Source organism: Vibrio sp. ABG19 (assembly GCF_029962385.1).
Lineage (GTDB): Bacteria > Pseudomonadota > Gammaproteobacteria > Enterobacterales > Vibrionaceae > Vibrio > Vibrio ostreae.
The window spans coordinates 2,842,964-2,868,260 of sequence record NZ_CP071708.1 but is presented as its reverse complement, the minus strand read 5'-3'; the positions used below and the strand labels follow the sequence as shown (position 1 = coordinate 2,868,260).

Below are 25,297 nucleotides of genomic sequence, written 5' to 3'. Positions count from 1 at the left end.
ACTAACATGCCTTCTTTCGATATTGTTTCAGAAATCGATACTGTTGAACTGCGTAACGCGGTCGATAACTCAAACCGAGAGCTTGCGACCCGCTTTGACTTTCGTAACGTTGACGCCAGTTTTGAACTGAAGGATGAAACAGTAAAACTGGGCGCTGAAGGTGATTTCCAGCTGCAACAGCTGATGGATATTCTGCGTAGCAACTTGGCTAAACGCGGCGTAGACCCACGTTCAATGGAAGTGAAAGAGTCTGTTCATTCTGGTAAGAACTGGTACAAAGATGTCCTGTTCAAACAAGGGATCGAGACTGACCTGGCGAAAAAAGTGGTGAAACTGATCAAAGACGCCAAACTGAAAGTTCAAGCGTCGATTCAAGGTGATAAAGTTCGTGTCACCGGTAAAAAGCGTGATGATTTGCAAGCGGTTATGGCGCTGCTGCGAGGGAGTGATCTGGACCACCCGTTCCAGTTTAATAACTTCCGTGACTAACTCACTGACCAATAAAAATCCAGCCTCAACGCTGGATTTTTTATTACAGATAACTCGTAATCACCCAACTCATCCGGTTACCCAGACTGCTTCTCTATCGCCACCGCATTAACGCAATAGCGCAATCCGCTTGGTGGCGGACCATCCGGAAAAACATGCCCCAGATGCGCATCACAACTGTTGCAACGCACTTCTACCCTTGGCGTCGCTAGTTGAGTGTCGATATGATACGAAATCGCATTCTTGGTCGCCGGTTGTGAAAACGATGGCCATCCGCTGTGAGAATCAAACTTTGTTGCTGAATCGAACAGTAAAGTCTGACAACACACGCAATGGTAGATCCCGGGCTCAAACTGCACACACATGTCTGAAGAAAACGGACGCTCCGTGCCATGCTCTCTGGTCACGTAGTACTGCTCTTCCGTCAACTCAGCCTGCCACTGCTGCGGAGTTTTCTCAACCCGGTGTGAAGGCGCCAGATTCCCCTGCTGCGCTAATTCCACCACATCCTTCCAATTCAGCATATTTCCCCCTCGGTTAGCCTTTTGCACCAACCGTGTGAACAGTGAATTTGTCAGACTGCCTAAAAATCTCATCAGTCCGTCTTAAAAAAATAGCCCATCATCGATGAGCTATCACACATTGTTGCGTTACGCACACGTAAAAAATAAACAGTACCTAGCGAAACAGTATCTAGCGCTTCAAAGCCCGATCTCTTCCGATAAGGCTTTAATCTGCTCCAGATCCATGCGACGCACGCGGATCATCTGATCAATCTCACTGACGCGCGAATTGGCCTCATCCTGCTTATCACATGAGTCAGACTTAGCATCCCAGGAAGCCCCTTCAAGATACGCATCGCAATCATTTTTAAGCGTTTTAATTTTCGGCACTAAATCATCACGCTCTTTTTGCAGCGATTCCAGTTCCTGTTTGATTTTTAACTCTTTTTGGAACAACTCACGCGAACGTTCAAACATCGTTGCCTGCATATCTGCCTGACGATTTAACTTGTCGTTCTTCTCATCCGCTTTAGCCAGATCTTGCTTTCGGTTAGACAATTCAGCTTCCAGCGAAGCATTGACTTTTTCCAGCTCGGTCACTTCTCTCTGTAATTTGGTGAGCTCTGCTTTGTTCTGTTCACGCTGATCGTCCAGCGCAGCCTGCAACTTCTCCTGCCACTCTTGGTTGAGTTTTTCAGTACTGTCCTCTACCTGAACTTTCTGATCTGCACCGTCTTGCTGCGCCTGTTTATACTGAGTTTCCAGCGCCTGATAGGTGGTTTCCCATTTGGAAGCAGTCACCGAAGAGCCGACCAAACCGCCTAAAGCCAGACCCAGTGCAGCGGCAATACCGATATAGAGATAACTGCGTTTATCGCGCTCTTCAATCACGACCACATCGTCGTTGTCGTCTGAATGTTTTTGGTTCAAGTTTTACTCCTAAATCCCATCAGCGAATGAGTTCAGTCACCACGACCGAGATCGTATAAATTACCAAAGCGGCGACCAGTGTCACGACGATGCCTTTTTGCGCTTTTTCGCTGGTACCATAGCGAATCAGAAAAAAAGCTAAGGCAATCAATACTCCGATTGTGATCAGTCTGATCATAACTCACCCCTTTATCTATATCTCTTTATACCACTTATAGCGTATCAAAGGTCAGAGAAAAGTTTAATCCGGCACATCTTGACCAAGAATGACGCATTCCATTGAATTTGTAGATGACATCACACTTTGTTTTGGCTAATATTCTCGGGCAAATTATCTAACCATATAGATAATTGTTCCAATGAAGACTGCAGGAGAGAGGTTGTTAACCTATTTTCAACAAATAGGCCAGACATACCCGCCGAAGAAGTAAATCTTTCAGGTGCTTTATTCTTCCCCAAGAAGAATAGCGAGGACTGTAGTTGGAGGAACCTCTGGAGAGAACCGTTCAATCGGTCGCCGAAGGAGCAAGTTCTGCTTATCCACTAAGCAGAGTGAAACTCTCAGGCAAAAGGACAGAGGAGTGAAAGGTTATCCGGGACAGCCTGTCTGTTACTGGCTATTCGCATTTTGATCAATGAGATCCGCCCTTTCTCTCTTCTCCTTAGATTTTGTTTATTAAGGGGAAAATATGACCAACCTTCTTTCATTATTACAAACTATTGATAGCTTCGTATGGGGCCCACCTCTACTTATTCTGCTGGTCGGAACCGGTATTTATTTCACTTTTCGTTTGGGCCTGTTGCAATTCCGTCATCTTCCGACCGCACTGAAAATGGTATTCAGCCGTGATAAATCTGAGTCCGCGCAAGGCGATGTGTCCAGTTTCGCTGCGTTATGTACGGCTCTATCGGCCACAATCGGTACAGGTAATATTGTGGGTGTGGCAACCGCAATCAAACTCGGTGGCCCGGGCGCCCTGTTCTGGATGTGGCTCGCTGCTCTGTTCGGCATGGCGACTAAATATGCTGAATGCCTTCTGGCGGTAAAATACCGTAAAACCGATGCCAACGGTCAGATGATTGGCGGCCCGATGTATTATCTGCAATACGGTGTAGGTTCAAAAGTACTGGCGGTCCTGTTTGCGGTATTCGCACTGGGTGTGGCGTGCTTTGGTATTGGTACGTTCCCGCAAGTTAATGCAATTCTGGACGCTACTGAAATTTCATTTGGCGCATCCCGTGAAGCCTCTGCTATCGTTCTAACCCTGCTGGTGGCCTTTGTTACCATTGGTGGTATTCAGTCGATTTCCCGCGTTGCCGGCAAAGTCGTACCAGCTATGGCAGTATTTTATGTCATCGCCTGTCTGAGTGTGATTGTCACCAACGCCGATCAGCTGTTAAGCGCTCTGCAACTGGTACTGACTTCCGCATTCAGCTCATCAGCAGCGACCGGCGGTTTCCTGGGCGCAAGCATCATGCTGGCCATTCAGTCCGGTATTGCGCGTGGCGTCTTCTCCAACGAATCTGGCCTTGGCAGCGCACCGATGGCAGCGGCGGCAGCCAAAACCAACTCTTGTGTAAAACAGGGCCTGATCTCGATGACCGGTACTTTCTTCGATACCATCATCATCTGTACCATGACCGGCCTGGCTCTGATCCTGACAGGTGCGTGGCAAAGTGATTTCTCTGGTGCCGCCATGACCACACACGCCTTTGCCGTGGGCCTGAACTCAGAAACCATCGGCCCGATGCTGGTGTCGGTTGGTCTGATGTTCTTTGCGTTCACGACGATTCTGGGCTGGAACTACTACGGTGAGCGCTGTGTCGTCTTCCTGTTTGGCACCAAGGCAGTACTGCCATACAAGGTGGTGTTTATCGCTCTGGTCGCATCAGGCGCATTCCTGAAACTGGATATGATCTGGGTGATTGCCGATATCGTAAACGGACTGATGGCGATTCCAAACCTGATCGGTCTGATTGCACTGCGCCACGTCGTGGTTGAAGAAACCAAAGTATTCTTTGCCCGACATACCCGCTCTGAACAAACATCACTCGCCTCACAGCAATCATAATCGGGCTGCGGCATCGTAAAGATGCGATTGCAGCGATCAAAAAAGCGCTCGTTTGAGCGCTTTTTCGTATCTGACTCAGACCTAAATTATGCTGCATCTTTTTCCAGCAGTAACTTTACGCCAAGTGCCACCAACACCAAACCGGTCGTGCCTTCCATCCAGCGCATAAAAGAGGCATTTTTAAGTAAGTTCTTGGCTGAACTTAACGCGCCCGCCAAACCGCATTGCCACACCATCGCAATCACAAAGTGAATGGCTGCCATCAACAGAGATTGCAGTAACGGCGAGTATTCCGGATTGATAAACTGAGGCAAAAACGCAAGATAGAACACCGCGGTTTTCGGATTCAGTACATTGGACAGAAAGCCCTCACGCAGCGAGCGTTTCACACTCAGTTCGGTGTGTGACAGCGTCGCCACATTCATGCCCTGCCCGGTTTTCAGCAAGGTACGCAAGCTAGAGATACCGAGCCAAATCAGGTACGCCGCACCAATCATTTTCATAATGTGAAACAGTTCAGCCGACTGAGTCAGGATCGCAGAGATGCCAATCGCGGAAAACGTCGCGTGCACAAACAAGCCGGCACAAACCCCCAAACTGGTGACACAACCATCAACCATACCGGCGCGGGAGGTATTACGAATCACCAATGCCGTATCCAGGCCCGGAGTTAAAGTAAGAATAGTTATTGCGATAAGAAACGCTTCAATGTTCTGGATGTACATATCAATCCCTGAAAATTCACAAGAAAGAACCTTATACCGTAAAGCGCTTGAACTGTCTTTAACAGATTACCATCAACTAAGAAAAGCCCTGCGATCATCTCAGGGCTTCAGCAATTAAAGCTCGACAGTCAGATTAATATCGCCAATAGCAAAGCGTTCAGTTCAAATGATCGATTCCGCTATCCTTTAAGAATAGCTATCGTTTAAGAATAAATGACCTGAGGCAAAACCGGGGACTGCGCTGCCTCGCCGCTAAATCCGCTGCCACTGCCGGCGCCACCGCCTGAGTTGAGGTTAACGCCGGCGCCGGAGAGATGAACACCTGCCGGATCAACTTTGACAAAACTGCCGCCCGCTTTAACCGTGATTTCACTGCCCGCTTCAATCACCACTTTTTGGCCCGCTTTAATGTGTACTTCACTGCCTGAGTCATTCACCCAGACACTGCCAGCTTTAATATGCAAAGAACCATCGATGATCAGAGTTCGGTTGCCGGTTACGGCTTCGCGCTGTTCATTGCCGACGGTCTGGTGCTGATTGTTTTTGATCTGGCTAAAGCTATCGTTTTCCACCGTCAAATGCTGATCGTGCTTCACCACAGTGGTGCTGTCATTTTCCACCACCGCATCGAAATCTTTCTGGGCATGCAGATAAATCTGTTCACTGCCCGCCTGATCTTCAAAACTGAGTTCGTTATAACCTTCACCCTGATGCGTTTCACTACGCAAAATGGTTTTCGTTTTATGATCCGGTAACAGGTAAGGTGCCGTGTTAGTCGCATGATAGGTACGTCCGGTTACAATCGGCTGATCCGGGTCGCCATTGAGAAACGAGACGATAACTTCGTGGCCGATGCGCGGTATCGCCACCATACCGTATTGACTGCCTGCCCATCCTTGAGAGACTCGAACCCAGCATGAGCTGTGTTCATCCCCATTCGAGTAACGATCCCACGGGAAATGCAGTTTTACCCGGCCGTATTCATCACAGAAGATCTCTTCGCCTTCCGGCCCCACCACCATCGCCATCATCGGGCCATCCACCTGAGGTCTTGGCTGAGGCCGGGCACGCCAGGTCACATGGCCCGGAATCAGAGTAAACTGATTCGCATAAGTCGTCGCGCCGCTTCCCGCCGCTTCTTCCAGAGCTTGTGGTTGAGCGCCCTGGTGAAAAACACTGACCACCAGCCAATCCCGGTTCATTTCATCATCAGAATGGTCTTCGAGATCAAACCGGGTTCCGGCACGCAATAGCGGTTGATTACTGGTGCCGCTCGCTATACGCGCGTCACGACGTAAATACTCAAGGCGGATTTGGCTGAATGCTTTACCATTCACATCATCTTTGTAGCGTCCTGGCGCATCAAAATGCTGATAACCTGCCCGCTGATATTGCATTTCAGTGCCGTCAGCACTGTGGGCAAATGAGTAGGCCGGTTTTTTAAAGCTGTAGTCCTGCATACAGACCTGGCTGACTTCACTTTGTGTATGCTGGTTCAGGCCTGATATGTAAGGGCTGTCCATCACGCCACCGGCTAACGTATTGTAAGCAACCGGATCCGGTAGTTTAGGCAAGCTGTCGGTCGCATCGCTGAACACCAACGTATGCTTCCCTTCTTCATGGATGAAACTGTACACAAGGCCCTCTTCCGCGGCGAGGCGCAGTAAGAAATCGAGGTCAGATTCACGGTATTGAACGCAGAACTCGCGTTGACTGCACTCGCGGGTCAACGCAAAGGCGTAATCATTAATGCCCATTTCCTGCAGTAATACCGACAATATCTCCGGCACTGTTTGCAGTTGGAATATGCGACTGTTGTGACGCAGAGACAGACGTTCTAAGGCCGGAACCAGAGTCAATGCATAAAAGCTGTGGTGATGCCCGGTATCTGCCTGAGTAAACTCACGCACAATGCCGTTCACTCGCTGTACCAACTCTTCGTCCCGATACATTCTGAGTTCAGCCTTTTGGTCAACGACCATATCCGCGCTTAAATTCGCTTGCCGGCTGGCCAGTTGCAGACGAAAACGAAAGCCATGACATGCGTCACCGTTGATCAGTTCACTGGATAAGGTTTCGTGTCCATCAAAGGCACGCACAACCAGTGTGTCTTCTTCCAGTCCTTCCACATGAATCTGATACTTTAACGTTGCCATTCTGCCATTCCTTGATATTTGGTAAAAATTATCGCGAGAATTCAATAAACCCTAAACGCAAAACACCCGACGACCATCTTGCATCAGGCGGTTCGGGGATGCTTTGTGCTTAGCGCTCAGAAGTTGCCCGAAGCAGCGGGCAACATTATTGACTCGTAACGTCATGCAAACGTTACTTGATTCGAGCGTAACTTACGCTTCGATTGGCTTGCGCCAGTCATCAGAACCTGAAGTCCCTGCGTTAACGTGATCCCAGGTAATCTTACGGTATGACATCGCAACCGTCAGATTCTGAGTGAAGTCCGCTTTAGCCGGATCCTGACAGTGCGGCATTTCACAATGGATATCGACAATAGAAGCGTTCTCCAGTTTCGTCGTGAAGAAGTTCTCTTGCTTACCTTCGATCGAAGTACGGTACCACTTCAGCTCAACATTCGTCATTTTTTCACCTGATGCCAGCGCGTTGTAAAGCAGAGGAACGGCTTTGTTCAGTGACACAGTGAAAGTAAATGGTTTGTGGACACGCTGGCCTGAAGGCTGACCAGATTGTGGATCAGTCGGTACAGTCACGTTATGGTCAAAGTACTGAACCAGCATCTGGTCTTCGTGGCCTTCGACGAAAGAATCGCCGATTGAATCAGCAGTACATGCGCCTGCAGTGATAAGACCCTGGGTTTGACCTTCAATTGAGATATAACATGGAGTTGGCATTGCTCATTCCTTTATGACGATGTAATAAAAGTCGTTGTTCATGAGCAAGTGGTGAATCAACAACCAAAGCTTATTCATAAACAAAGATAACTTTGCGCTCTGGCAAACAACTGCATTCAGCGCGGATACACAGATTAAGGAGCAAAGTCGGTGCCAAAAGTGACACCTATAAAAATCAAAGAGTTATAGTTTTACAGTTGGTAGTAGAGCAACATCCTGCCCCTGCTCAAGCAACTTCTTGCTTGGCGGGTAAGATTTCACTATGTCAAACACCGACCTGAATCACTTGTTAATCTGTTGCACGTTGATACACTTCCTGCACATTTTGTCTCACAAGGTCATTTCTATGAGCGCATTCAATAAGTTAGTTAAGCATTCCCAAAAGGTTTCTCATTTTAATCATCTGTCCGCGATTTGCGGCTGGGATCAGGCTGCGGTTATGCCGGTCGGGGGTGCAAAAGCCCGCTCTGAAGCGATGGCTGAACTGTCTGTACACATTCACGGCCTGATGACTCAACCTCAACTGGAAGACTGGTTTGCTGAAGCTGAAACCGAGTCGCTTAATCAGGAACAACATGCCACGCTGCGTGAGATGAAACGCCAGTGGCAACAAGCCAATGTCCTGCCAGAAGCATTAGTCGAAGCTAAATCGCTGGCCGGTTCTAAATGTGAGCACGCCTGGCGCACACAACGTAAAGAAAATGACTGGCAAGGTTTCGAGAAAAACTGGGCTGAAGTGGTCAGACTGTCACAGGAAGAAGCGCAGATCCGTGCCGAATCCACCGGTACAACGCCTTATGATGCCATGTTGGATATTTATGAGCCGGGAACTACCAGTGAAGCGCTGGATCGCGTATTTGCGGACGTAAAAACCTGGTTACCGGGCATGATCGATGATGCCATTGAAAAGCAGCGCGGCGACCTGGTTCTGGAACCAAACGGGTTCTACCCGACTGAGCGTCAGAAAGCGCTGGGGCTGGATGTGATGAAACTGCTTCAGTTTGATTTTAACCACGGCCGCCTCGATGAAAGTGTCCATCCGTTTTGTGGCGGTGTCCCTTCGGATGTTCGTATTACTACCCGTTACAATCAGGATGAATTCATTCAATCACTGATGGGAATCGTCCATGAAACCGGCCACGCACGTTATGAACAAGGGTTACCGCGTCACTTAGCGGGAACGCCGGCCGGAGAAGCGCGTTCTATGGGAATTCATGAATCCCAGTCTCTGTTTTTTGAAATGCAGCTAGGCCGCACTCCAGCCTTTATTGATCATCTGGCTCACTTGTCTGCCGAGCATTTTGCTGCTCACAATGACCGCGTATTCCAGGTTGCGAATATTCAAAAACTGTATACCCGGGTGAAGAAAGACTTTATCCGCGTTGACGCCGATGAACTCACCTATCCGGCCCACGTCATTTTACGCTACGAAATAGAGCGCGATCTGATGAATGGTAATATCAAACACACCGATGTGCCCGAGCTGTGGGACGAGAAGATGCGCGCCTCGCTTGGCCTGAGTACCAAGGGCAATTACAAAAACGGCTGCATGCAGGACATCCACTGGACTGACGGCGCATTCGGTTACTTCCCGAGTTATACCCTGGGCGCGATGTACGCGGCGCAGTTTATGGCAGCAATGAAACAAACCGTAGACGTTGATGCCGCGATTCGGAGTGGCGATCTGACTCCGGTTTTCACCTGGCTGTCAGACAACATCTGGAGTAAAGGCAGTACACTCACCACCGATGAACTAGTGAAGCAAGCAACCGGTGAGACTCTGAATGCCAAGCATTTCCGCACTCACCTGACCCAGCGTTATCTGGGCTAAAGTAAACGACTCGGGTAACACGATACCGGTTACCCGAGTCCGGTATTGTTCGTCAGAGTATACGTCGGCTAAATCACCCGAGCCGCTTGTTCCACTTGCCGCCGTGTTGAAGGCGGCAATTCTCTTCGCTGTCGAACCGTACCTGTTTCGCAATATCTTTGACTTGAACCTTGATGGCGGCTAACTCGCTTTTCAGCACCTTCAACAGACTGGCTTTATCAGCGTCGTTTAAGTGCTGATTGGTGTCGAATACGCAGACAATGGTCAGTGAACGCGGAAAATCAGCGTAGTTGACTAAGTGAGTCAGCCACTCAAAGCCTTGATGGCTTTGTTTCAGGCTTTCACACACATCCGTCAAGGCAATACGCAGTGCGTTGTCTAGCTTCTTATCGTTTTTTTTCATAAAGATTTGGCTTGTCCTTCTCGCTTCATAACGCCGCGTGACAAATAGCAGCGCAGACTTAAAGCGAGCCTTTTATACAAAGGCCGCATTTTAAGCGATTCAGAACTCAGGGTAAAATTACCAAGCATACTCAATATAGTGGAATATCGTTTCACAGCAGATAGCCCAATATTCAGATATAAAAAAACCAGCCATCACAGGCTGGTTTTTCAACGCACTACTTCTTACAGGAAGTGGAACGTCGCATTCAGGCTGAACGTGTCGATGCTGCCGTTATCCACTTCATATTTGTGGTAGCTGGCACCAACGGAAACTGGACCCATAAGGAAGTATTCAGCGCCAACACCGTACATGATATCGATATCGTCATCTTTGTTACCGTTCACTTCTGTTTCCCAACGATGCAGACCACCACGCGCATAAACGTGCAGAGGACCGAAATCGATACTTGGTTTCAGAGCAACATACACCGTTGAGGCATCAAAGCTGTTGCCATCAACATCAAAGTCGCCAAAATCTGTGTAACCCGCTTCCAGGCCAACGATTGGCAGAATACCGGTACCCACGTGGATGTTGTAAGACGTACTTTCATCGCCTTTGTAATCGGCCTGACCCACAGAAGCACCGCCGTAGATCCAAGAGTCAGCCAGCGCTGTTGAAGATGCACTCAGTAAAGCAAGTGCCAGTAAAGTCTTTTTCATGATTAACCTTCTCATTGTTATTAGGCAATGCTCCCTGCGGTGATTCATTGCCACGTTGAGCCAAATTATAGTGATACTGATAATCTATGCAAATAATATGCCCGGCTTTCAACCACTTTTAGCACGCATCAATGGCATTTTTAACCCGTTTATCCGAAACCGGATACGGTGTGCCTAATTGTTGAGCAAAGAAACTGACCCGTAACTCTTCCAGCATCCAGCGAATTTCTTTCACGTTATCCGGAATCGCTACACCTTTCGGAATCTTATTGAGCAGCTCTTTGTAATCCTGAGTCACCGACTCAATCTTCAGCATATGCAGGCGATCTTTATTCGGGTCAATCGGCAGTTTTTCCATCCGGCGCTCAATCGCTTTCATGTAGCGCAGAATATCCGGCAAGCGTTTCCAGCCACATTCTGTGGCGAACCCTTTAAAGATAAGCCCTTCAATTTGCGCTTTGATGTCAGACAGCGCAAATGCCATGGTAAAGTCAATTTTGCCTTTGAGACGCTTATTGATGTTATACGCCGTAGTGAGGATCGTCTCGACCTGCTGAGCAATATCGACCACAGTGTCACCCAGCTCCGCACGGACAAACTCTTTCAGCGCCTCAAACTCTTCAGGCTGCCACGCCATACCACCACGCTGCTCAATCAGCTTATCAATACCACAGGCAATACAGTCATCGATCAGATCCATCACCTTGCCGTACGGGTTAAAGTACAAGCCAAGCTTGGACTTGTTCGGCAAGTTCGCATGCAGATACTTAATCGGTGACGGCACGTTGAGAAGGATCAGGCGGCGCTGACCTTCACGCATCGCATTGTGCTGCTCCTGCTCCGTTTCAAACAGCTTGATCTCCACACTGTCTTTGTTGTCGACCAGCGCCGGGTAGGCTTTGACTTCAAAGCCGCCACGTTTTTGCTGATAAACGCGTGGCAATTCACCAAACGACCAGGTGTGCAGATCTTTCTGCTCAATATCGTCGTCGGCCACTTGCGACAGCGTTTCCTGCACCTTCTCTTTCAGGCTTTCTTTCAGCTCATGCAGATCCTGGTGCTCTTTCAGCTTACGGTTGCGATGGTCAACGGCACGGAACGTCATGCGCAAGTGTTGCGGCACTTGTTCCCAGTTCCAGTCTTCACGCAGCACTTCCACACCGGTCATACGGCGCAGTTCGCGCTCCAGAGCGCCCAATAACGGCCCCTCCATCGCTTTAGCTCGCGCCAAAAAGGCGTCGGCATAGTTAGGTGCCGGCACAAAGTTTTTGCGCAGTGACTTCGGCAATGACTTGATAAGGCTCATGACCAGTTCATGACGCAGCCCCGGGATCTGCCAGTCAAACCCTTCCGGTTCAATCTGGTTCAGGATCGGCAACGGAATATGCACCGTGACACCGTCACTATTTTCGCCCGGCTCAAACTGATAGCTCAGCTTGAGCTTGATGCCGTTCTGATGCCAGAAATTAGGGTAATCCAGCTCAGTAATATGGCTGGCATCGCCTTTGAACAGCATCTCTTTTTCAAAATTGAGCAGATCAGGCGTCGCTTTACCGGCCTGTTTCCACCAAGTGTCAAAATGTCGTCCCGAGACAACCTCGGTATCAACACGCTGATCATAAAACTGGAACAGCTCTTCATCATCAACCAGAATATCGCGGCGGCGTGATTTATGCTCCAGCTCTTCCACTTCCTGTAGCAGGGCGCGGTTTTGTTTAAAGAAAGCGTGTTTGGTTTCCCACTCGCCTTCTACCAACGCACTGCGAATAAAGATTTCACGGCTCAGCGGCGCATCAATGTTACCGTAATTCACCAGACGCTTAGGCACGATCGGAATTCCGTACAGCATCACTTTTTCGTACGCCATCACTGCAGCGCGTTTTTTCGACCAGTGCGGCTCGCTGTAGCTGCGCTTAATCAGGTGTTTCGCCAGTGGCTCAATCCATTCCGGTTGGATCTTGGCCACCATACGCGCCCAGAGCTTAGAGGTTTCCACCAGCTCGGCCGACATGACCCACTTAGGCTGTTTTTTGAACAAGCCAGAAGCCGGAAAAATGTTGAAACGAGCATTGCGCGCGCCTTGATACTCGTTTTTCTCCGGATCTTTTGTACCGATGTGCGACAGTAACCCGACCAGAATCGCACTGTGTACGCTCTGATAACTGGCCGGCTCATCATTCAGTTTGAAATCCATCTCACGCATTGACTGATGCAACTGGAAATAGACATCCTGCCATTCGCGAATACGCAGATAGTTGAGGTAATCCTGCTTACACTGACGACGGAACTGATTGCTGCTGTGTGCTTTCTGCTCTTTTTTGATGTGTTCCCACAGATTCACCAAGGTCAGGAAATCCGACTCTTCGTGGAAGAAGCGGCGGTGCTTGTCATCGGCCGACTGCTGTTTATCACTCGGACGCTCACGCGGATCCTGAATCGACAGACCGGATGCAATCACCATCACTTCTTTCAGACAGCCAAAACGCGGCGCTTCAATCACCATACGCGCCAGGCGCGGGTCAATAGGCAGACGGGCCAGTTTACGGCCAATCTCAGTCAGGCGCTTTTTCGGATCTTTGGCTTTATCGTTAATCGCGCCCAGTTCTTCGAGCAGACGCACACCATCCTGGATGTTACGTTTATCCGGCGCTTCAACAAACGGAAACGCTTCAATGTCACCCAGCCCTAATGCGGTCATCTGCAGAATTACGGACGCCAGATTGGTACGCAAAATCTCCGGGTCGGTAAATTCCGGACGTGACAGGAAGTCCTCTTCTGAATAGAGGCGGATACAGATCCCCTCTTCGACACGGCCACAACGGCCTTTACGCTGGTTAGCACTGGCCTGAGAAACCGGCTCAATCGGCAAGCGCTGTACCTTAGTGCGGTAACTGTAGCGGCTGATCCTTGCCGTACCCGGGTCAATCACGTATTTGATGCCCGGCACCGTCAGTGACGTTTCCGCCACGTTGGTCGCCAGAACGATACGGCGTCCGGCGTGCGGCTGGAAAATCTTGTTCTGCTCACCGGCCGATAAACGGGCATACAGCGGCACAATTTCGGTGTCGCGCAGCTTACGTTTGCTCAGTGCGTCCGCGGTATCACGAATTTCACGTTCACCGTTCATGAAGATCAGAATATCGCCCAGGCCTTCATCGCACAGTTCATCCACCGCCTCGAAAATGCCTTGCAGCTGGTCACGATCGCTTTCATCTTCACCGGCCAGCGGGCGGTAACGGGTTTCCACCGGATAGGTCCGACCGGAGACTTCGATGATCGGCGCGCCACTAAAGTGGTGAGAAAAACGCTCCGGATCGATGGTTGCCGACGTGATAATAACTTTCAGATCGGGGCGACGCGGCAGCAGCTCTTTGAGATAACCCAAAATAAAATCGATATTGAGGCTGCGTTCGTGCGCTTCATCGATGATGATGGTGTCATACTGATTGAGAAAACGGTCGTGCTGGATTTCTGCCAGCAGAATACCGTCCGTCATCAGTTTGATTTGCGTCTCGTCAGAAATCTGATCGTTAAATCGCACCTTATAGCCGACGAAGCCACCCAGTTCGGTTTCCATCTCTTCTGCGATACGGTTCGCTACCGAGCGCGCCGCCAAGCGGCGTGGCTGGGTGTGGCCGATCAGGCCAAACTTACCGCGTCCCAGCTCAGCACAAATTTTCGGCAGCTGAGTGGTTTTACCTGAACCGGTTTCACCTGCGACGATCACAACCTGGTGCTGTTCAATCGCTGCGGCGATATCTTCACGTTTCTGGCTGACTGGCAGAATTTCGGGATACTCGATTTTTACTTTATGTGCGCTGCGTTGCTGCACCACCATCATCGACTGAGCGATATCGAGGGCAATTTCGTCCAATGCCGCATCACGTGCCTGCTCGTTTTTAATTTTACTGGCACCGGAAATACGTTTGTTGAAGCGAAAACGGTCTTTGATAAGGCACTGATTCAGTGCCTTTTTCAGCGACTGCACATTGTTGGATTTGGCAACCGCGTTCTTTTCTGTGTTGGGCTGTGACTGAGTCAAAGCAGGTCCTATTCATTTTTCACTTAAAACTGCGCGGATTGTATCACAGAGTTATGCCGACGCAGGTATTTGCAGTCGTTCAATTTTTTTGAATGAGTTCAGCAAATCCACCTACTTAAGATGTCGCGAGTATCTCATTATTATCACTTCCCTAACGTGTTACCTCCAATTAAGGAACTTCTTATGTCTCGTGTACTTGCACTTAAATCCAGCATCCTTGGCGAATATTCTCAATCAAGCAAACTGCTCGATGCTTACCTGACCAAATTTGACCAAAACGAACTGACCGTGCGTGACCTGGCGGCCGAACCTCTGCCAGTACTGGACTTCGCAGTCGCAACTGCGCTGCGCTCAAGTGAAGATCTTTCTGAAGAGCAACAAGCTGTTGTCGCGCTGTCTGACACTCTGATCGCAGAAGTCAATGCAGCGGACACTCTGGTAATTGCTGCACCAATGTACAACTTTACCATCCCAACGCAGCTGAAAAACTGGATTGATCTGATTGCGCGTGCTGGCGTTACTTTCAAATACACGGAATCAGGTGTCGTGGGTCTGTTCGAAAACAAAAAAGCAGTCGTGATCACCACTCGTGGCGGTATCCATAAAGATTCAGCGACTGACGTGGTAACGCCTTACCTGAAAACAGTTCTGGGTTTTGTCGGTATCAGCGAAGTTGAATTCGTGTACGCAGAAGCGCTGAACATGGGTGAAGAGCCGGCAGCAAAAGGCATTGAAGCAGCGAAATCTCAGCTGGACGCCATTACTCTGTAATTTCTGCCCTGTAATTTATACTCGGCCATTTTGCCGAGCACCAGCGCCTGAATACCCAGTATTCAGGCGCACAAGGAAAAGTGAAGCCCAAGCATCTATTCACTTTGCTGACTAAAAGGCAACGTAGTCATACGCTGCCTTTTTATTTATCTGTTGCCAGCTATCGGATTCCGACTCTTTGCCAACCGGGGAAATGTTGCCCATTCACTCTGCTTTTTCTCACCATTTACGCTCGATCACTCACTTATTGTACAACTGATGAAAATAACTCTTAGTTTTCAAGCAAATTGGCCGCTAAAATAGTAGCTAACCCCATTTTTTAACTGACAACACTGTGAAAGTATCTGAATTCAAAGCCCTGCTAGACGCCTTACCCGCAGACTGCGACCCCGATATAGTGATGGGAGAAGTTTGGCTGCCTGAACAATTAGTGGCAGCGCAGCTGGATCAAAAACTGCTATTTCTGGAATTTGATAACGCGCCGGAAGAAGGTCAGGGTGACGAGGAAGGACGCGGATTTGTCGAGCATGAAATCGAACTGATCCGAGAACAAATTACACAGCTTTTACAGGAAGATAGTTCACAGCACGATAGAATAGAGGCAATGTTAGGTATGCTTCTGGTCGCGCATGAACGTACCAGCTCGGAATTCATCGAGATGCTGGGTACATTGCAAGAGGAACAGTTGCAAAAAGAGCTTTAGGAGCCGGAATTGACCCGATACCATCATCGCCGCTTACCCTTTGTCCTGGCTGGTCCGATCGTCAGAAAAGCGACTGCAAAGGAGCTGGTTATCTGGCTTGCCACCAGTCAGGCGCCCGAGGGCGAGCTGCAACTGTACGACGATAACCAGAACTCTGTGCTCTCCCAGCCGCTGACTTCCAGCGATAGTTATCAAATCGGCGCTCATGCCTGGGTCACCCTTCTCCACATCAGACACGATTTTAACGTACCGGCCAAATACCAGTACGACATCACCACGCCGGACGGTCAGCTTAGCGAACTGTGTGCCGAGCTACTCTATGACGATGAAACCCGCTTTACTTTGTGGCTGAGTGGCCAGGCTGATTACGTACTGCATGGCTCATGCCGTAACCCGCATCACTTCGCCAAAGACGCCTTGGTTGTTGCCGATGAAAAAGTCGCTGCGCAGCTCCCTGAGGAGCGTCCGCACCTGTTGATGATGAGCGGAGATCAAATCTACGCCGATCACGTCGCCGGACCGACTCTTTTCGCGGTACACAGCGTCATTGAGCGGCTGGGTCTTTATCAGGAACGCTTTGAACAATCACAGGTTGAAGCCTGTCATGCACCGGTCAAAGACAGTCATGAGCTTTATCAGCATCCACACTGTTTTTACCAGCGCAATAAGTTGCTGCCTCATTCCATCGGCGAACAGCGCTTTTTTGATCGGGTGCTGCCACGTAAGCCCACCCCGATCTTCAGCTCTACCGATAACGATAACCATCTGATTAGTTTGGCCGAGTTTTTTGCTATGTATCTGCTGACCTGGTCACCGGTGTTATGGCAGGACATCGGTTTTGATGATAGCCCGCAGCTACAACTGGCCAAGACAGAGCATCAGATTCCGGCCAACAAACAACAAGAATGGCAAAGCGAGCTGAAACACATCCGGACTTTCTATGCCGGCCTGACACATACCCGGCGACTGCTGGCTCATATTCCGACCTACATGATCTTCGATGATCATGATGTCACTGATGACTGGAATCTGACCGTAGGTTGGGAGCAAGCGGCCTACAGCAATGCCTTTGCCAAACGCATTATCGGTAATGCACTGATCAGTTACTGGCTGTTTCAGGGCTGGGGCAACGAACCGGATAATTTTAACGACGAATTTCACCAACTGGCCCAGAAGTATTGTGCCCAGCCGGACAGCCAGCACCAGGATGACTGGATTGATGCTCTCTATCCATTCGAGAAATGGCACTACACCACCGACACCAGCCCCAAAATGGTGGTGTTGGATACACGCACCCGGCGCTGGCGCTCTGAGTCACGCATGAATAAGCCCTCCGGCCTGATGGACTGGGAAGCGATGATGGAATTTCAGCAGGCGCTGCTCGATGAAGAGAAAGTGATAATTGTCTCTGCCGCCCCTATGTTCGGGGTCAAGTTCATCGAAGCCCTGCAAAGGCTGATGACCTGGCTGGGTAAACCACTGGTGATTGACGCAGAAAACTGGATGGCCCACCCGGGCAGTGCCAATACGCTGGTGAGTATTTTTACCCACACCAAAACACCATCCAATTACGTCATTTTGTCCGGTGATGTGCACTATTCGTTTGCTTATGACATCCAACTGCGCTCACGTAAATCGAGCCCGAATATTTTCCAGATCACCTGCAGCGGTATCAAAAATCAATTCCCGGAACCCTTGCTGTCATTTTGTGACACGATGGACCGCGTACTGTACAGTCCACGCTCACCGCTGAACTGGCTCACCAAACGCAAGCGTCTCAAAATCAGGAAACGAGCGCCGAGTTCAGAAAAAATCAAACGATTAGTGAACTCAGCAGCCCTCGGCGAACTCAAACTAGATAAAAGTGGTAAACCACATTTGGTCTCTATTTTGACCAGCAGCGGTGAATCGATTGATTTCCTGCCGACTAAAGATAGCCATGAATAGCTAAGCAGAGAATAGCTAAGCAGAGCCATTCATCGCGATAAAGTTGAGAAAACAAATCCCGTGTTTTATGGTTTCATCATCATCAAACACTGACTCTCAAATTCGATCAACTATCATAAAATTACAGCAAGACAAAAAGGCTTCACTATGTTTAATGCGATCACATCCATGTTCAAACAACTGCTCGAAGGGCAGGATCTCAGCCAGCAGAAAACCAGCCCGAACCTGGCTATTGCCTGCCTGCTGAGTGAAGTGGCCGGTGCCGATCATCAAATTGAAGAGCAAGAGCAGAAAGCCAAACTGACGTTGTTAAAACGTTTACTCGATTTAGATCAGGAGGAAGCACAGCAACTTTTAACCCGTGCGGACGAGCAGATTAGCCACTCGGCGTCGCTGTATGACTTCACCTCTCAATTGCGTGAGCTGACTCAAGAAACGCGTTTTGAATTGATCAAAGCGATGTGGGAAGTGGCGCATGCCGATGGAGAAATCGACCCGTTAGAAGATGCGGTCATTCGCAAAGCCGCTGAACTGCTGTACGTTGATCACAGCCAATTCATTCGCGCCAAGCTGATAGTGACCGGCAAGTAAGCGGGCGACTCGTGCCCTCATAAAAAAGCGCAGTGCCGAAGCGCTGCGCTTTTGAGCTTTCTATTTTATGTATCGGTTGATGCCCATCAAACCAAATAACGTTGTCAGTCTGAACTCACTGCAATCACCTTACCGGTCAGCTGTGACAATACAATGACAGATGAATGAACGCCTGGTTAAACGAATCATCAACAAAAAACGTGACCAAGGAAAGATTACAGCATGACTAAGGCCAGTTTGGCCAGATTATAAGCATCGACGTAACCGGAGTGCTGGCGCCCTTCCCATTCAATACCTTTCGCTTCCTGTGCCGCGCGGTGACCAATGCGTTTGTCTTTAAGACGATTCTGCATCCGGTACAAGGTTGCCAGATTGACAAATTCCTTAAATGGAACTTCAATGCCTTTTGCACGGCACTCATTGATCAAAATCTGATCATCACGGCCCCAGGAAGCATAAATTTTGTTGGTGCCGCCGAAATTCTTCACCATCGACTGGATGACAGCCGCCAGAGGGCGTCCCTGCTTTTCAATTTTACGCGGGGTAATTCCGGTCAGTTCGACACAAAATAACGACACTTCGTCGTGCTCAGGTTTGACGTAATACTGCGCGCGTTTGACAATTTCACCGGCAGTCAAATCGATTTCAGCCAAACCGACTTCAATGATCTCACCCGTTGTGCCGACTCCGTTTTCATTCCAACAGCACATTTCCAAATCGAAGCACACCACACGGTTATAGTTCATTGCCACATCTAGTCCCCAGTCGAAAATTCAAAGCGCGCTATGTTACCCAAGTCTGAGATAAAACTCGACGCTCAATCGGCAATTTAATCTGCAATTGAGAGCCTGGCCCTCGCTCATGGCGAGTTTTTATACCAACTTGGTGGCTAATAGATCATCTTTCTGGGCAATACTCTCCTGTCGAGCGACCTAAAATGGGTCATCAGAGCGCTCAGCTTAAGCTAAGGAGGAACCTCCAACTCTTAACGTGCCGCAATTAGCGTCGCTCAGAGCTTAAATTTTGGTTAAAATTTAAGCCATCAAACCGGGAGAAAACCGAGATTCCGGCTTTTGTGCAAGCCTTATCCCTTGAATATGGTAATATCCGCCCTTATTTTTTACTAAATTCTGACTATTCTGTGCAATGAATATTGCAATCGTTCATTGCCTATACACATCTACAGAGATTTCATCATGAACTTCGATTTAAATATGATTCCAACGACCTTCGATATGCTTCATGCTGGTTTAACTGCCACAAGCGTTTTGCTGTTAATCGTGGCGGTAGCACGCAAGTCTAAAGTAATTGAGAAAGTGGTTGAAAAACCGATTGAAAAGATCGTTGAAGTCGAGAAACCGGTCGAAAAGATTGTCGAAGTAGAGAAAGTGGTTGAAGTTGAAAAAGTGGTTGAAAAAGTGGTGGAGGTCGAGTCCAAACTGGCTACTGCGTCTACCGATTCGGCCATGCAGCTGCTCTCTCTGTTCCAGCAGGAAGCTCGCCTGATCGATTTCCTTCAAGAAGACGTGACCAGCTTCTCTGATGAAGAAGTGGGTGCAGCAGCACGCGTGATCCACTCTGGCGGTCAAAAAGTACTGAAAGAATACGTGACCTTGTCACCTGTTCGCAGTGAAGAAGAAGAGTCGCGCATTACTATCGCTGAAGGCTTCAACCCACAAGAAGTTCGTCTGACCGGCAATGTCACCGGCAATGCACCATTTACCGGTACTCTGGTTCACAAAGGCTGGAAAGCCGATGCGATGACGCTGCCAAAACTGGCGCAAAATTACGATGCTTCAATCATTGCACCTGCGGAGGTGGAGCTGTAATGGAACATAATCAAGCATCACAAGCACCAAAATACAGCGTGGGTATTGACCTGGGGACCACACACTGCGTGTTGTCTTATGTTGATACCCAAAATGAAGACGCCCGCGTTGAAGTGATGGCGATCCCGCAAATGACCGCACCGGGCACAGTCGAAAGCCGTATGCAACTGGGCTCGTTTTTGTACCAGCCACATGAGCATGAGATGGCGCCTAATGCACGCCGTCTGCCGTGGACAGAAGAGCCAAAAGCTCTGGTCGGTGCGATCGCGCGCAACCTGGGTGCCAAAACACCGATTCGTCTGGTTTCCAGCGCAAAATCCTGGTTGTGCCATGGCGGAGTGAACCGCCGTGACGCATTCCTGCCACAAGGCAGTCCGGAAGATGTGGCTAAGGTTTCTCCGCTACGTGCAACAGAACTGTATCTTGCTCACCTTAAAGAGGCGTGGAATCACCTGCATCCGCAGCATGACCTGTCTGAACAGGACGTCACCATCACCGTACCGGCCTCTTTTGATCCGGCGGCGCGAGATTTAACCGCTGAGGCGGCACGCAATATCGGCCTCGCTCATCTGACCCTGCTGGAAGAGCCGCAAGCGGCGCTGTACAGCTGGATCGATAACAGCCAGGACAAATGGCGTGACCAAGTCAACGTCGGTGACGTCGTACTGGTAGTCGATATCGGCGGTGGTACGACTGACCTTTCGCTGGTCGAAGTCACCGCAGACGAAGGCAACCTGACCCTGAACCGTATCGCAGTCGGCGAGCATATCCTGCTTGGCGGTGACAACATGGATCTGGCGCTGGCCTATCGTCTCAAGATGAAACTGGCTCAGGAAGGCAAAGAACTGCAACCGTGGCAGGTGCAGGCGATGACACACGCGTGTCGTGATGCCAAAGAAGCTCTGCTCAACGATGCTGAATTGCAGGCTGTACCGATTGTGGTACCTAGCCGTGGCTCAAAACTGATGGGTTCGACCCTGAAAACTGAACTGACTAAACAAGAAGTGCAACAGACTCTGGTTGACGGCTTCTTCCCTCAGGTCAGCGTTGCCGACCAGCCGGTACAACGCTCGCGCGGCGCTCTGACTCAGATGGGTCTGCCGTACGCACAAGATGCCGGTATTACCCGTCACATCGCCGCGTTTCTGGCTAAACAAGCCAATGCGCAAGGCCAGGCAAATTCGGAAACTGCACCGTTTAACATGGCAGGTATTCCGGGTATGCCGGCAGCCAGTATCGAGTTTATCAAACCGACCGCTATTCTGTTCAACGGCGGGGTATTGAAATCTGACCTACTGGCACAACGTCTGCTCAGCACCATCAACCAGTGGCTGACCGATGCGGGCACTGCAGCCGCTAAACGCCTGACTGGTCTGGATCTTGACTTAGCCGTTGCCAGTGGCGCGGCGTACTACGGCGCAGTTCGCCGTGGCCAGGGCGTACGTATCCGCGGCGGTATTGCCTCGGCTTACTACGTGGGTATTGAAAGCGCAATGCCGGCAATTCCGGGTATGGCGCCTCCGATGGAAGCACTGTGTGTGGCACCGTTCGGGATGGAAGAAGGTTCCGGTGTCGCTGTACCAAGTCAGGAATTTGGTCTGGTGATCGGTCAGCCGGTGCATTTCCAGTTCTTTGGCTCCACGACTCGCCGTGAAGATGTGGCCGGAACTCACCTCGATTACTGGGCACCGGAAGAACTTGAAGAGCTGCCTGAAATTCAGGTCACTCTGCCAGTTTCCGAAGGACGTCGCGAAGGCGAAGTTGTGCCGGTGACTCTGGCATCACGCGTAACCGAACTGGGTACCTTGTATCTAGAGGCCATCGCCTCTGACAATGGTCAGAAATGGCACGTTGAGTTTGATGTGCGTGAAGGAAACGACGCGCAAGAGAGCAACGCGCAGAGTAGCGACGCTCAGCAGCAATAATGACAAACGGCACCTTAACGGGTGCCGTTCATCTATCTCACACCCGCCCTTGAAAGTGGTCAGCCGTTAAGCGTATTTCCGCCGGCTGCCTTGAGTGTCCGCCTTCACCGTGCCGGGTCTACACGAGGTTAATCATGACAACTCCAAGTTTTCTTGTTGGGATCGATTTAGGCACCACCAATACGGTCGTGGCCTTTTGTGAACTTAGCGACGATCTTGAAAATGCACCGGTTGAACTGTTTCCGATTGATCAGCTTATCGGCCCCGGTGAAGTGGTTCGTAAACCCCTTTTGCCCTCTTTTCGCTATCATCCGGCACCAGGCCAGGTAGCTGGCAGCGATCAAACCCTACCATGGGAGCACGAACCGGTCGCCGGTGATTTCAGCAACGTGATTGTCGGCGAATGGGCGCGCGATCTGGGTGCTAAAGTCGAAGGCCGTCAGGTCTCCAGTGCCAAAAGCTGGCTATCACATCAGGCCGTCGACCGTGAGCAGGAGATCCTGCCGTGGGCTGGAGCCAGCGATGTCGACAAGGTTTCCCCTGTCGTTGCCAGTGCTAGCTATCTGAATCATATTCGCCAAGCCTGGAATTATCGTCACCCTGGTAACCGCCTTGAGCATCAGGACGTGGTCGTGACCGTACCGGCTTCGTTTGATGAAATCGCGCGTAAACTGACTCTGCAAGCGGCAAAACTCGCTGGCCTGCATAATATCGTCCTGCTTGAGGAGCCTCAGGCAGTCTGTTACGACTGGTATGCGCGCCACAAAGCGACTGCGGCACAGCAGTTGGCAAATCTGCCGCTGATCCTGGTGTGTGATGTTGGTGGGGGTACCACCGACCTGAGTCTGATTGAAGCGAAATTTATCGAGGGTGAACTGACGCTCAATCGCATCGGTGTTGGTGAGCATTTGATGCTTGGCGGCGATAACCTTGATCTGGCTTTGGCCCATCTGGCGGAATCCCGTTTTCATCAGGGGAAAAAACTGACAGCTTCGGCACTGACTAAACTGATTCAGCAAACCCGCCAGGCGAAAGAAAACCTGCTCTCATCCCACGCACCGGAGACGGTTAAAATCACAATGCTGGGCAGTGGCTCAAAACTGCTCGGCGGCACTAAAAGCATAGCGTTAAGCAAACAAGAAGTGCATCAGATTGCTCTGGACGGATTTTTCCCGATTTCTGAATTTTCTGAGTTGCCGGATAAGCGCCGCAGCGCGGTGGTCGAGTTTGGACTGCCTTACGTTTCCGATCCGGCGGTAAGCAAGCATGTAGCGGAATTCCTGACTCAGCATCAGGCCGTCGCTCATGCGGCTCTGGGTAAGACCGATAACCGTTCACCCGCCGTCCCGGTCGGCGTGTTGCTCAACGGTGGTGTGTTTAACAGCACACTGATCACCGGGCGTATGTTGCAGCTCTTGGCTCACTGGCGTGGTGAACCCGTTACTCAACTGGATAACCCGCACCCCGACTGGTCTGTCGCACTGGGAGCGGTTGCGTTTGGTAAAGCGCGGCGTGGAGCCCAGCTTAAGATAGGGGGTGGCTCTGCCCGCTCCTATTTCCTGCACTTACAGGAAAAGAACAACATGGGCAAAGCCCTTTGTCTGCTTGCCAAAGGGACGGAAGAAGGTCAGGAAATCCGTCTGACCAGCCGCCGTTTTTCTCTCACCCTGGGAGAACCGGTGCGTTTTAATCTGCTGACCTCAACTCATGATGCACTGACGGAAAACGTGGCGGTACAGAACGGGGTTTTAGTGGCAGTAAATCCGGATAAATTCCAGCCACTGCCTCCCTATATTACTACGTTACAGGGTGACGAAAATATTCAATTACACGCCAACCAGAAACAGCGGGTGGAGGTTCAGTTAGCCTGCCAGCTCACAGAGGTCGGAACACTGAAAATAGAATGTGTTTCGGTCGAAGACGAGCAGCAGCGCTGGCTGATGGAGTTTGAAGTTCGCCACAGTAACCAAGACGGCGACGATGATACACCGAAAACCAACCCACGCCTCGAGCAGGCACAGCAGCTGATCACAAAGACCTACAGCGGTAATAAGAGCAGTGCCGATGGCAACGCCATTAAAACCCTGAGCAAAGATCTCGATAAGTTGCTCGGCAAACGGGATGACTGGGATTTCTACACGCTGCGCAGTGTGTTTGACACTCTGGCACAAGGCCGTAAGCGTCGGCGCCGTTCAGAGCAACATGAGAAAAACTGGCTGCGCCTGGCCGGATATACGCTGCGCCCGGGATTTGGTGACGTGACCGACAGTTGGCGAGTTGATCAAATCTGGAACCTGTACCAACAAGGTATTCAGTTCGCCAACCATCAAGGCTGGACCGACTGGTGGGTATTCTGGCGCCGTATCGCCGGGGGGCTCAATCAAGAACAACAAGAAACAATATTGGCTGATATCGCCAAATACCTCCATCCTGGTGCGGCCCGCAATCCGAAATCCGCAAAAGAAGCACAGGATAAAGGGTATGAAGCCATGGTCCGGCTGGCGGCGTCATTGGAACATCTGGATGTAGAAGATAAAGTGCTGCTGTGTACCTGGTTTATCAATAAGGCACTGAACCAGCCCCAGTTTGTCTCTGCGCACTGGTGGGCCGTCGGTCGTCTTGCTGCACGTACTTTATTGTACGGCAGCGCACATAATGTTGTTTCCCGTGAGCAGACCCAACAATGGTTACCAAAACTGCTGGCTGAAAACTGGCTGAAAGAGCCGATGATCGCGTTTGCCGCAGTGATGATGTGTCGCAAGACCGGAGACCGGACACTGGATATTGCCGATGATTTACGAAATCAGGTACTGGATAAACTCAAACAAAGCAAAGTGCCAGACTCCTGGATCCACCTGGTAGAGGAAGTGTCTGAGTTGGATGAAAATGAATCCAAACGAGTATTTGGCGATGCGCTGCCAAGCGGTCTGACCCTGCTGCCACACTGATCAGCAAAAGATAGAATCTG

At 50.2% G+C, this 25,297-nt stretch carries 19 protein-coding genes, 1 pseudogene and 1 riboswitch; of the genes and pseudogenes, 10 read left to right on the top strand and 10 right to left on the bottom strand.

Features of this window, described 5'->3' with window-relative positions; genetic code table 11:
* Positions 1-6: 6 nt before the first annotated feature.
* Entirely contained in the window at positions 7-489 is a 483-nt protein-coding gene (locus J0X00_RS19275; RefSeq protein ID WP_136486535.1) for a YajQ family cyclic di-GMP-binding protein, read from the top strand.
* A 77-nt stretch (positions 490-566) separates the two neighbouring features.
* Here the strand turns inward: J0X00_RS19275 and msrB are convergent, their stop codons facing one another.
* The 3 genes from msrB to J0X00_RS19260 all read right to left on the bottom strand — a co-directional run bounded on the left by msrB (position 567) and on the right by J0X00_RS19260 (position 2,100).
* Positions 567-1,013 (bottom strand): peptide-methionine (R)-S-oxide reductase MsrB, encoded by a 447-nt coding sequence (gene msrB, locus J0X00_RS19270; RefSeq protein WP_218563117.1) that lies wholly within the window; start codon positions 1,011-1,013, stop codon positions 567-569.
* A gap of 177 nt (positions 1,014-1,190) precedes the next feature.
* Positions 1,191-1,922, bottom strand: coding sequence for a chromosome partitioning protein ParA (locus J0X00_RS19265; RefSeq protein ID WP_136486540.1), 732 nt, complete (start codon positions 1,920-1,922; stop codon positions 1,191-1,193).
* Between the two features lie 19 nt (positions 1,923-1,941).
* Positions 1,942-2,100 carry a hypothetical protein gene (locus tag J0X00_RS19260; protein ID WP_168797035.1) on the bottom strand — a complete coding sequence of 53 codons (159 nt, stop codon included), beginning with the start codon at positions 2,098-2,100 and terminating at the stop codon, positions 1,942-1,944.
* Between the two features lie 304 nt (positions 2,101-2,404).
* A riboswitch (glycine riboswitch) is annotated at positions 2,405-2,509 on the top strand.
* A gap of 102 nt (positions 2,510-2,611) precedes the next feature.
* Between J0X00_RS19260 and J0X00_RS19255 the strand changes: the two genes are divergently transcribed.
* The gene (locus J0X00_RS19255) at positions 2,612-3,994 is read left to right on the top strand and encodes a sodium:alanine symporter family protein (RefSeq protein WP_218563119.1); all 1,383 of its coding nucleotides are present in this window, start codon (positions 2,612-2,614) and stop codon (positions 3,992-3,994) included.
* Positions 3,995-4,080: 86 nt separating this feature from the next.
* On the opposite strand, the gene J0X00_RS19250 is transcribed toward J0X00_RS19255, so the two are convergent.
* The 3 genes and pseudogenes from J0X00_RS19250 to J0X00_RS19240 all read right to left on the bottom strand — a co-directional run bounded on the left by J0X00_RS19250 (position 4,081) and on the right by J0X00_RS19240 (position 7,586).
* A complete protein-coding gene (locus tag J0X00_RS19250; RefSeq protein WP_282477514.1) occupies positions 4,081-4,719 on the bottom strand; it encodes a LysE family translocator in 639 nt (212 codons plus the stop codon).
* A 254-nt stretch (positions 4,720-4,973) separates the two neighbouring features.
* Positions 4,974-6,875, bottom strand: a pseudogene (locus J0X00_RS19245) (type VI secretion system tip protein VgrG); the annotation flags it as partial.
* Between the two features lie 192 nt (positions 6,876-7,067).
* Complete coding sequence (locus J0X00_RS19240; RefSeq protein WP_136486549.1) at positions 7,068-7,586, bottom strand: Hcp family type VI secretion system effector; 519 nt, start codon at positions 7,584-7,586, stop codon at positions 7,068-7,070.
* Between the two features lie 346 nt (positions 7,587-7,932).
* On the opposite strand from J0X00_RS19240, the gene J0X00_RS19235 reads away from it, so the two are divergent.
* A complete protein-coding gene (locus tag J0X00_RS19235) occupies positions 7,933-9,417 on the top strand; it encodes a carboxypeptidase M32 (protein ID WP_218563122.1) in 1,485 nt (494 codons plus the stop codon).
* A 73-nt stretch (positions 9,418-9,490) separates the two neighbouring features.
* On the opposite strand, the gene J0X00_RS19230 is transcribed toward J0X00_RS19235, so the two are convergent.
* The 3 genes from J0X00_RS19230 to hrpA form a co-directional block, all read right to left on the bottom strand.
* Complete coding sequence (locus J0X00_RS19230; RefSeq protein ID WP_136486554.1) at positions 9,491-9,820, bottom strand: hypothetical protein; 330 nt, start codon at positions 9,818-9,820, stop codon at positions 9,491-9,493.
* A gap of 224 nt (positions 9,821-10,044) precedes the next feature.
* Positions 10,045-10,521, bottom strand: coding sequence for a porin (locus J0X00_RS19225; RefSeq protein WP_218563123.1), 477 nt, complete (start codon positions 10,519-10,521; stop codon positions 10,045-10,047).
* A gap of 118 nt (positions 10,522-10,639) precedes the next feature.
* On the bottom strand, positions 10,640-14,563 hold the full coding sequence (hrpA, locus tag J0X00_RS19220; RefSeq protein ID WP_282477512.1) for an ATP-dependent RNA helicase HrpA: 3,924 nt from the start codon (positions 14,561-14,563) through the stop codon (positions 10,640-10,642).
* A 183-nt stretch (positions 14,564-14,746) separates the two neighbouring features.
* Between hrpA and J0X00_RS19215 the strand changes: the two genes are divergently transcribed.
* The 4 genes from J0X00_RS19215 to J0X00_RS19200 all read left to right on the top strand — a co-directional run bounded on the left by J0X00_RS19215 (position 14,747) and on the right by J0X00_RS19200 (position 18,575).
* The gene (locus J0X00_RS19215; RefSeq protein WP_282477511.1) at positions 14,747-15,334 is read left to right on the top strand and encodes an FMN-dependent NADH-azoreductase; all 588 of its coding nucleotides are present in this window, start codon (positions 14,747-14,749) and stop codon (positions 15,332-15,334) included.
* A 334-nt stretch (positions 15,335-15,668) separates the two neighbouring features.
* A complete protein-coding gene (locus J0X00_RS19210; protein WP_136486562.1) occupies positions 15,669-16,037 on the top strand; it encodes a hypothetical protein in 369 nt (122 codons plus the stop codon).
* A gap of 9 nt (positions 16,038-16,046) precedes the next feature.
* The gene (locus J0X00_RS19205; protein WP_282477510.1) at positions 16,047-17,984 is read left to right on the top strand and encodes an alkaline phosphatase D family protein; all 1,938 of its coding nucleotides are present in this window, start codon (positions 16,047-16,049) and stop codon (positions 17,982-17,984) included.
* Between the two features lie 147 nt (positions 17,985-18,131).
* The gene (locus J0X00_RS19200) at positions 18,132-18,575 is read left to right on the top strand and encodes a TerB family tellurite resistance protein (protein WP_136486566.1); all 444 of its coding nucleotides are present in this window, start codon (positions 18,132-18,134) and stop codon (positions 18,573-18,575) included.
* A 215-nt stretch (positions 18,576-18,790) separates the two neighbouring features.
* On the opposite strand, the gene J0X00_RS19195 is transcribed toward J0X00_RS19200, so the two are convergent.
* On the bottom strand, positions 18,791-19,321 hold the full coding sequence (locus tag J0X00_RS19195) for a 3'-5' exonuclease (protein WP_136486569.1): 531 nt from the start codon (positions 19,319-19,321) through the stop codon (positions 18,791-18,793).
* A 450-nt stretch (positions 19,322-19,771) separates the two neighbouring features.
* Here J0X00_RS19195 and J0X00_RS19190 point away from each other — a divergent pair, with 450 nt between their 5' ends.
* The 3 genes from J0X00_RS19190 (at position 19,772) to J0X00_RS19180 (ending at position 25,277) form a co-directional block, all read left to right on the top strand.
* Positions 19,772-20,404: a DUF2760 domain-containing protein gene (locus tag J0X00_RS19190; protein ID WP_136486571.1), complete on the top strand. Its 633-nt coding sequence runs from the start codon at positions 19,772-19,774 to the stop codon at positions 20,402-20,404.
* Complete coding sequence (locus J0X00_RS19185) at positions 20,404-22,329, top strand: Hsp70 family protein (RefSeq protein WP_136486573.1); 1,926 nt, start codon at positions 20,404-20,406, stop codon at positions 22,327-22,329. Before J0X00_RS19190 ends, J0X00_RS19185 begins: the two co-directional genes overlap by 1 nt.
* A 134-nt stretch (positions 22,330-22,463) precedes the next feature.
* Entirely contained in the window at positions 22,464-25,277 is a 2,814-nt protein-coding gene (locus J0X00_RS19180) for an Hsp70 family protein (RefSeq protein ID WP_282477509.1), read from the top strand.
* The last annotated feature ends 20 nt before the right edge of the window (positions 25,278-25,297 follow it).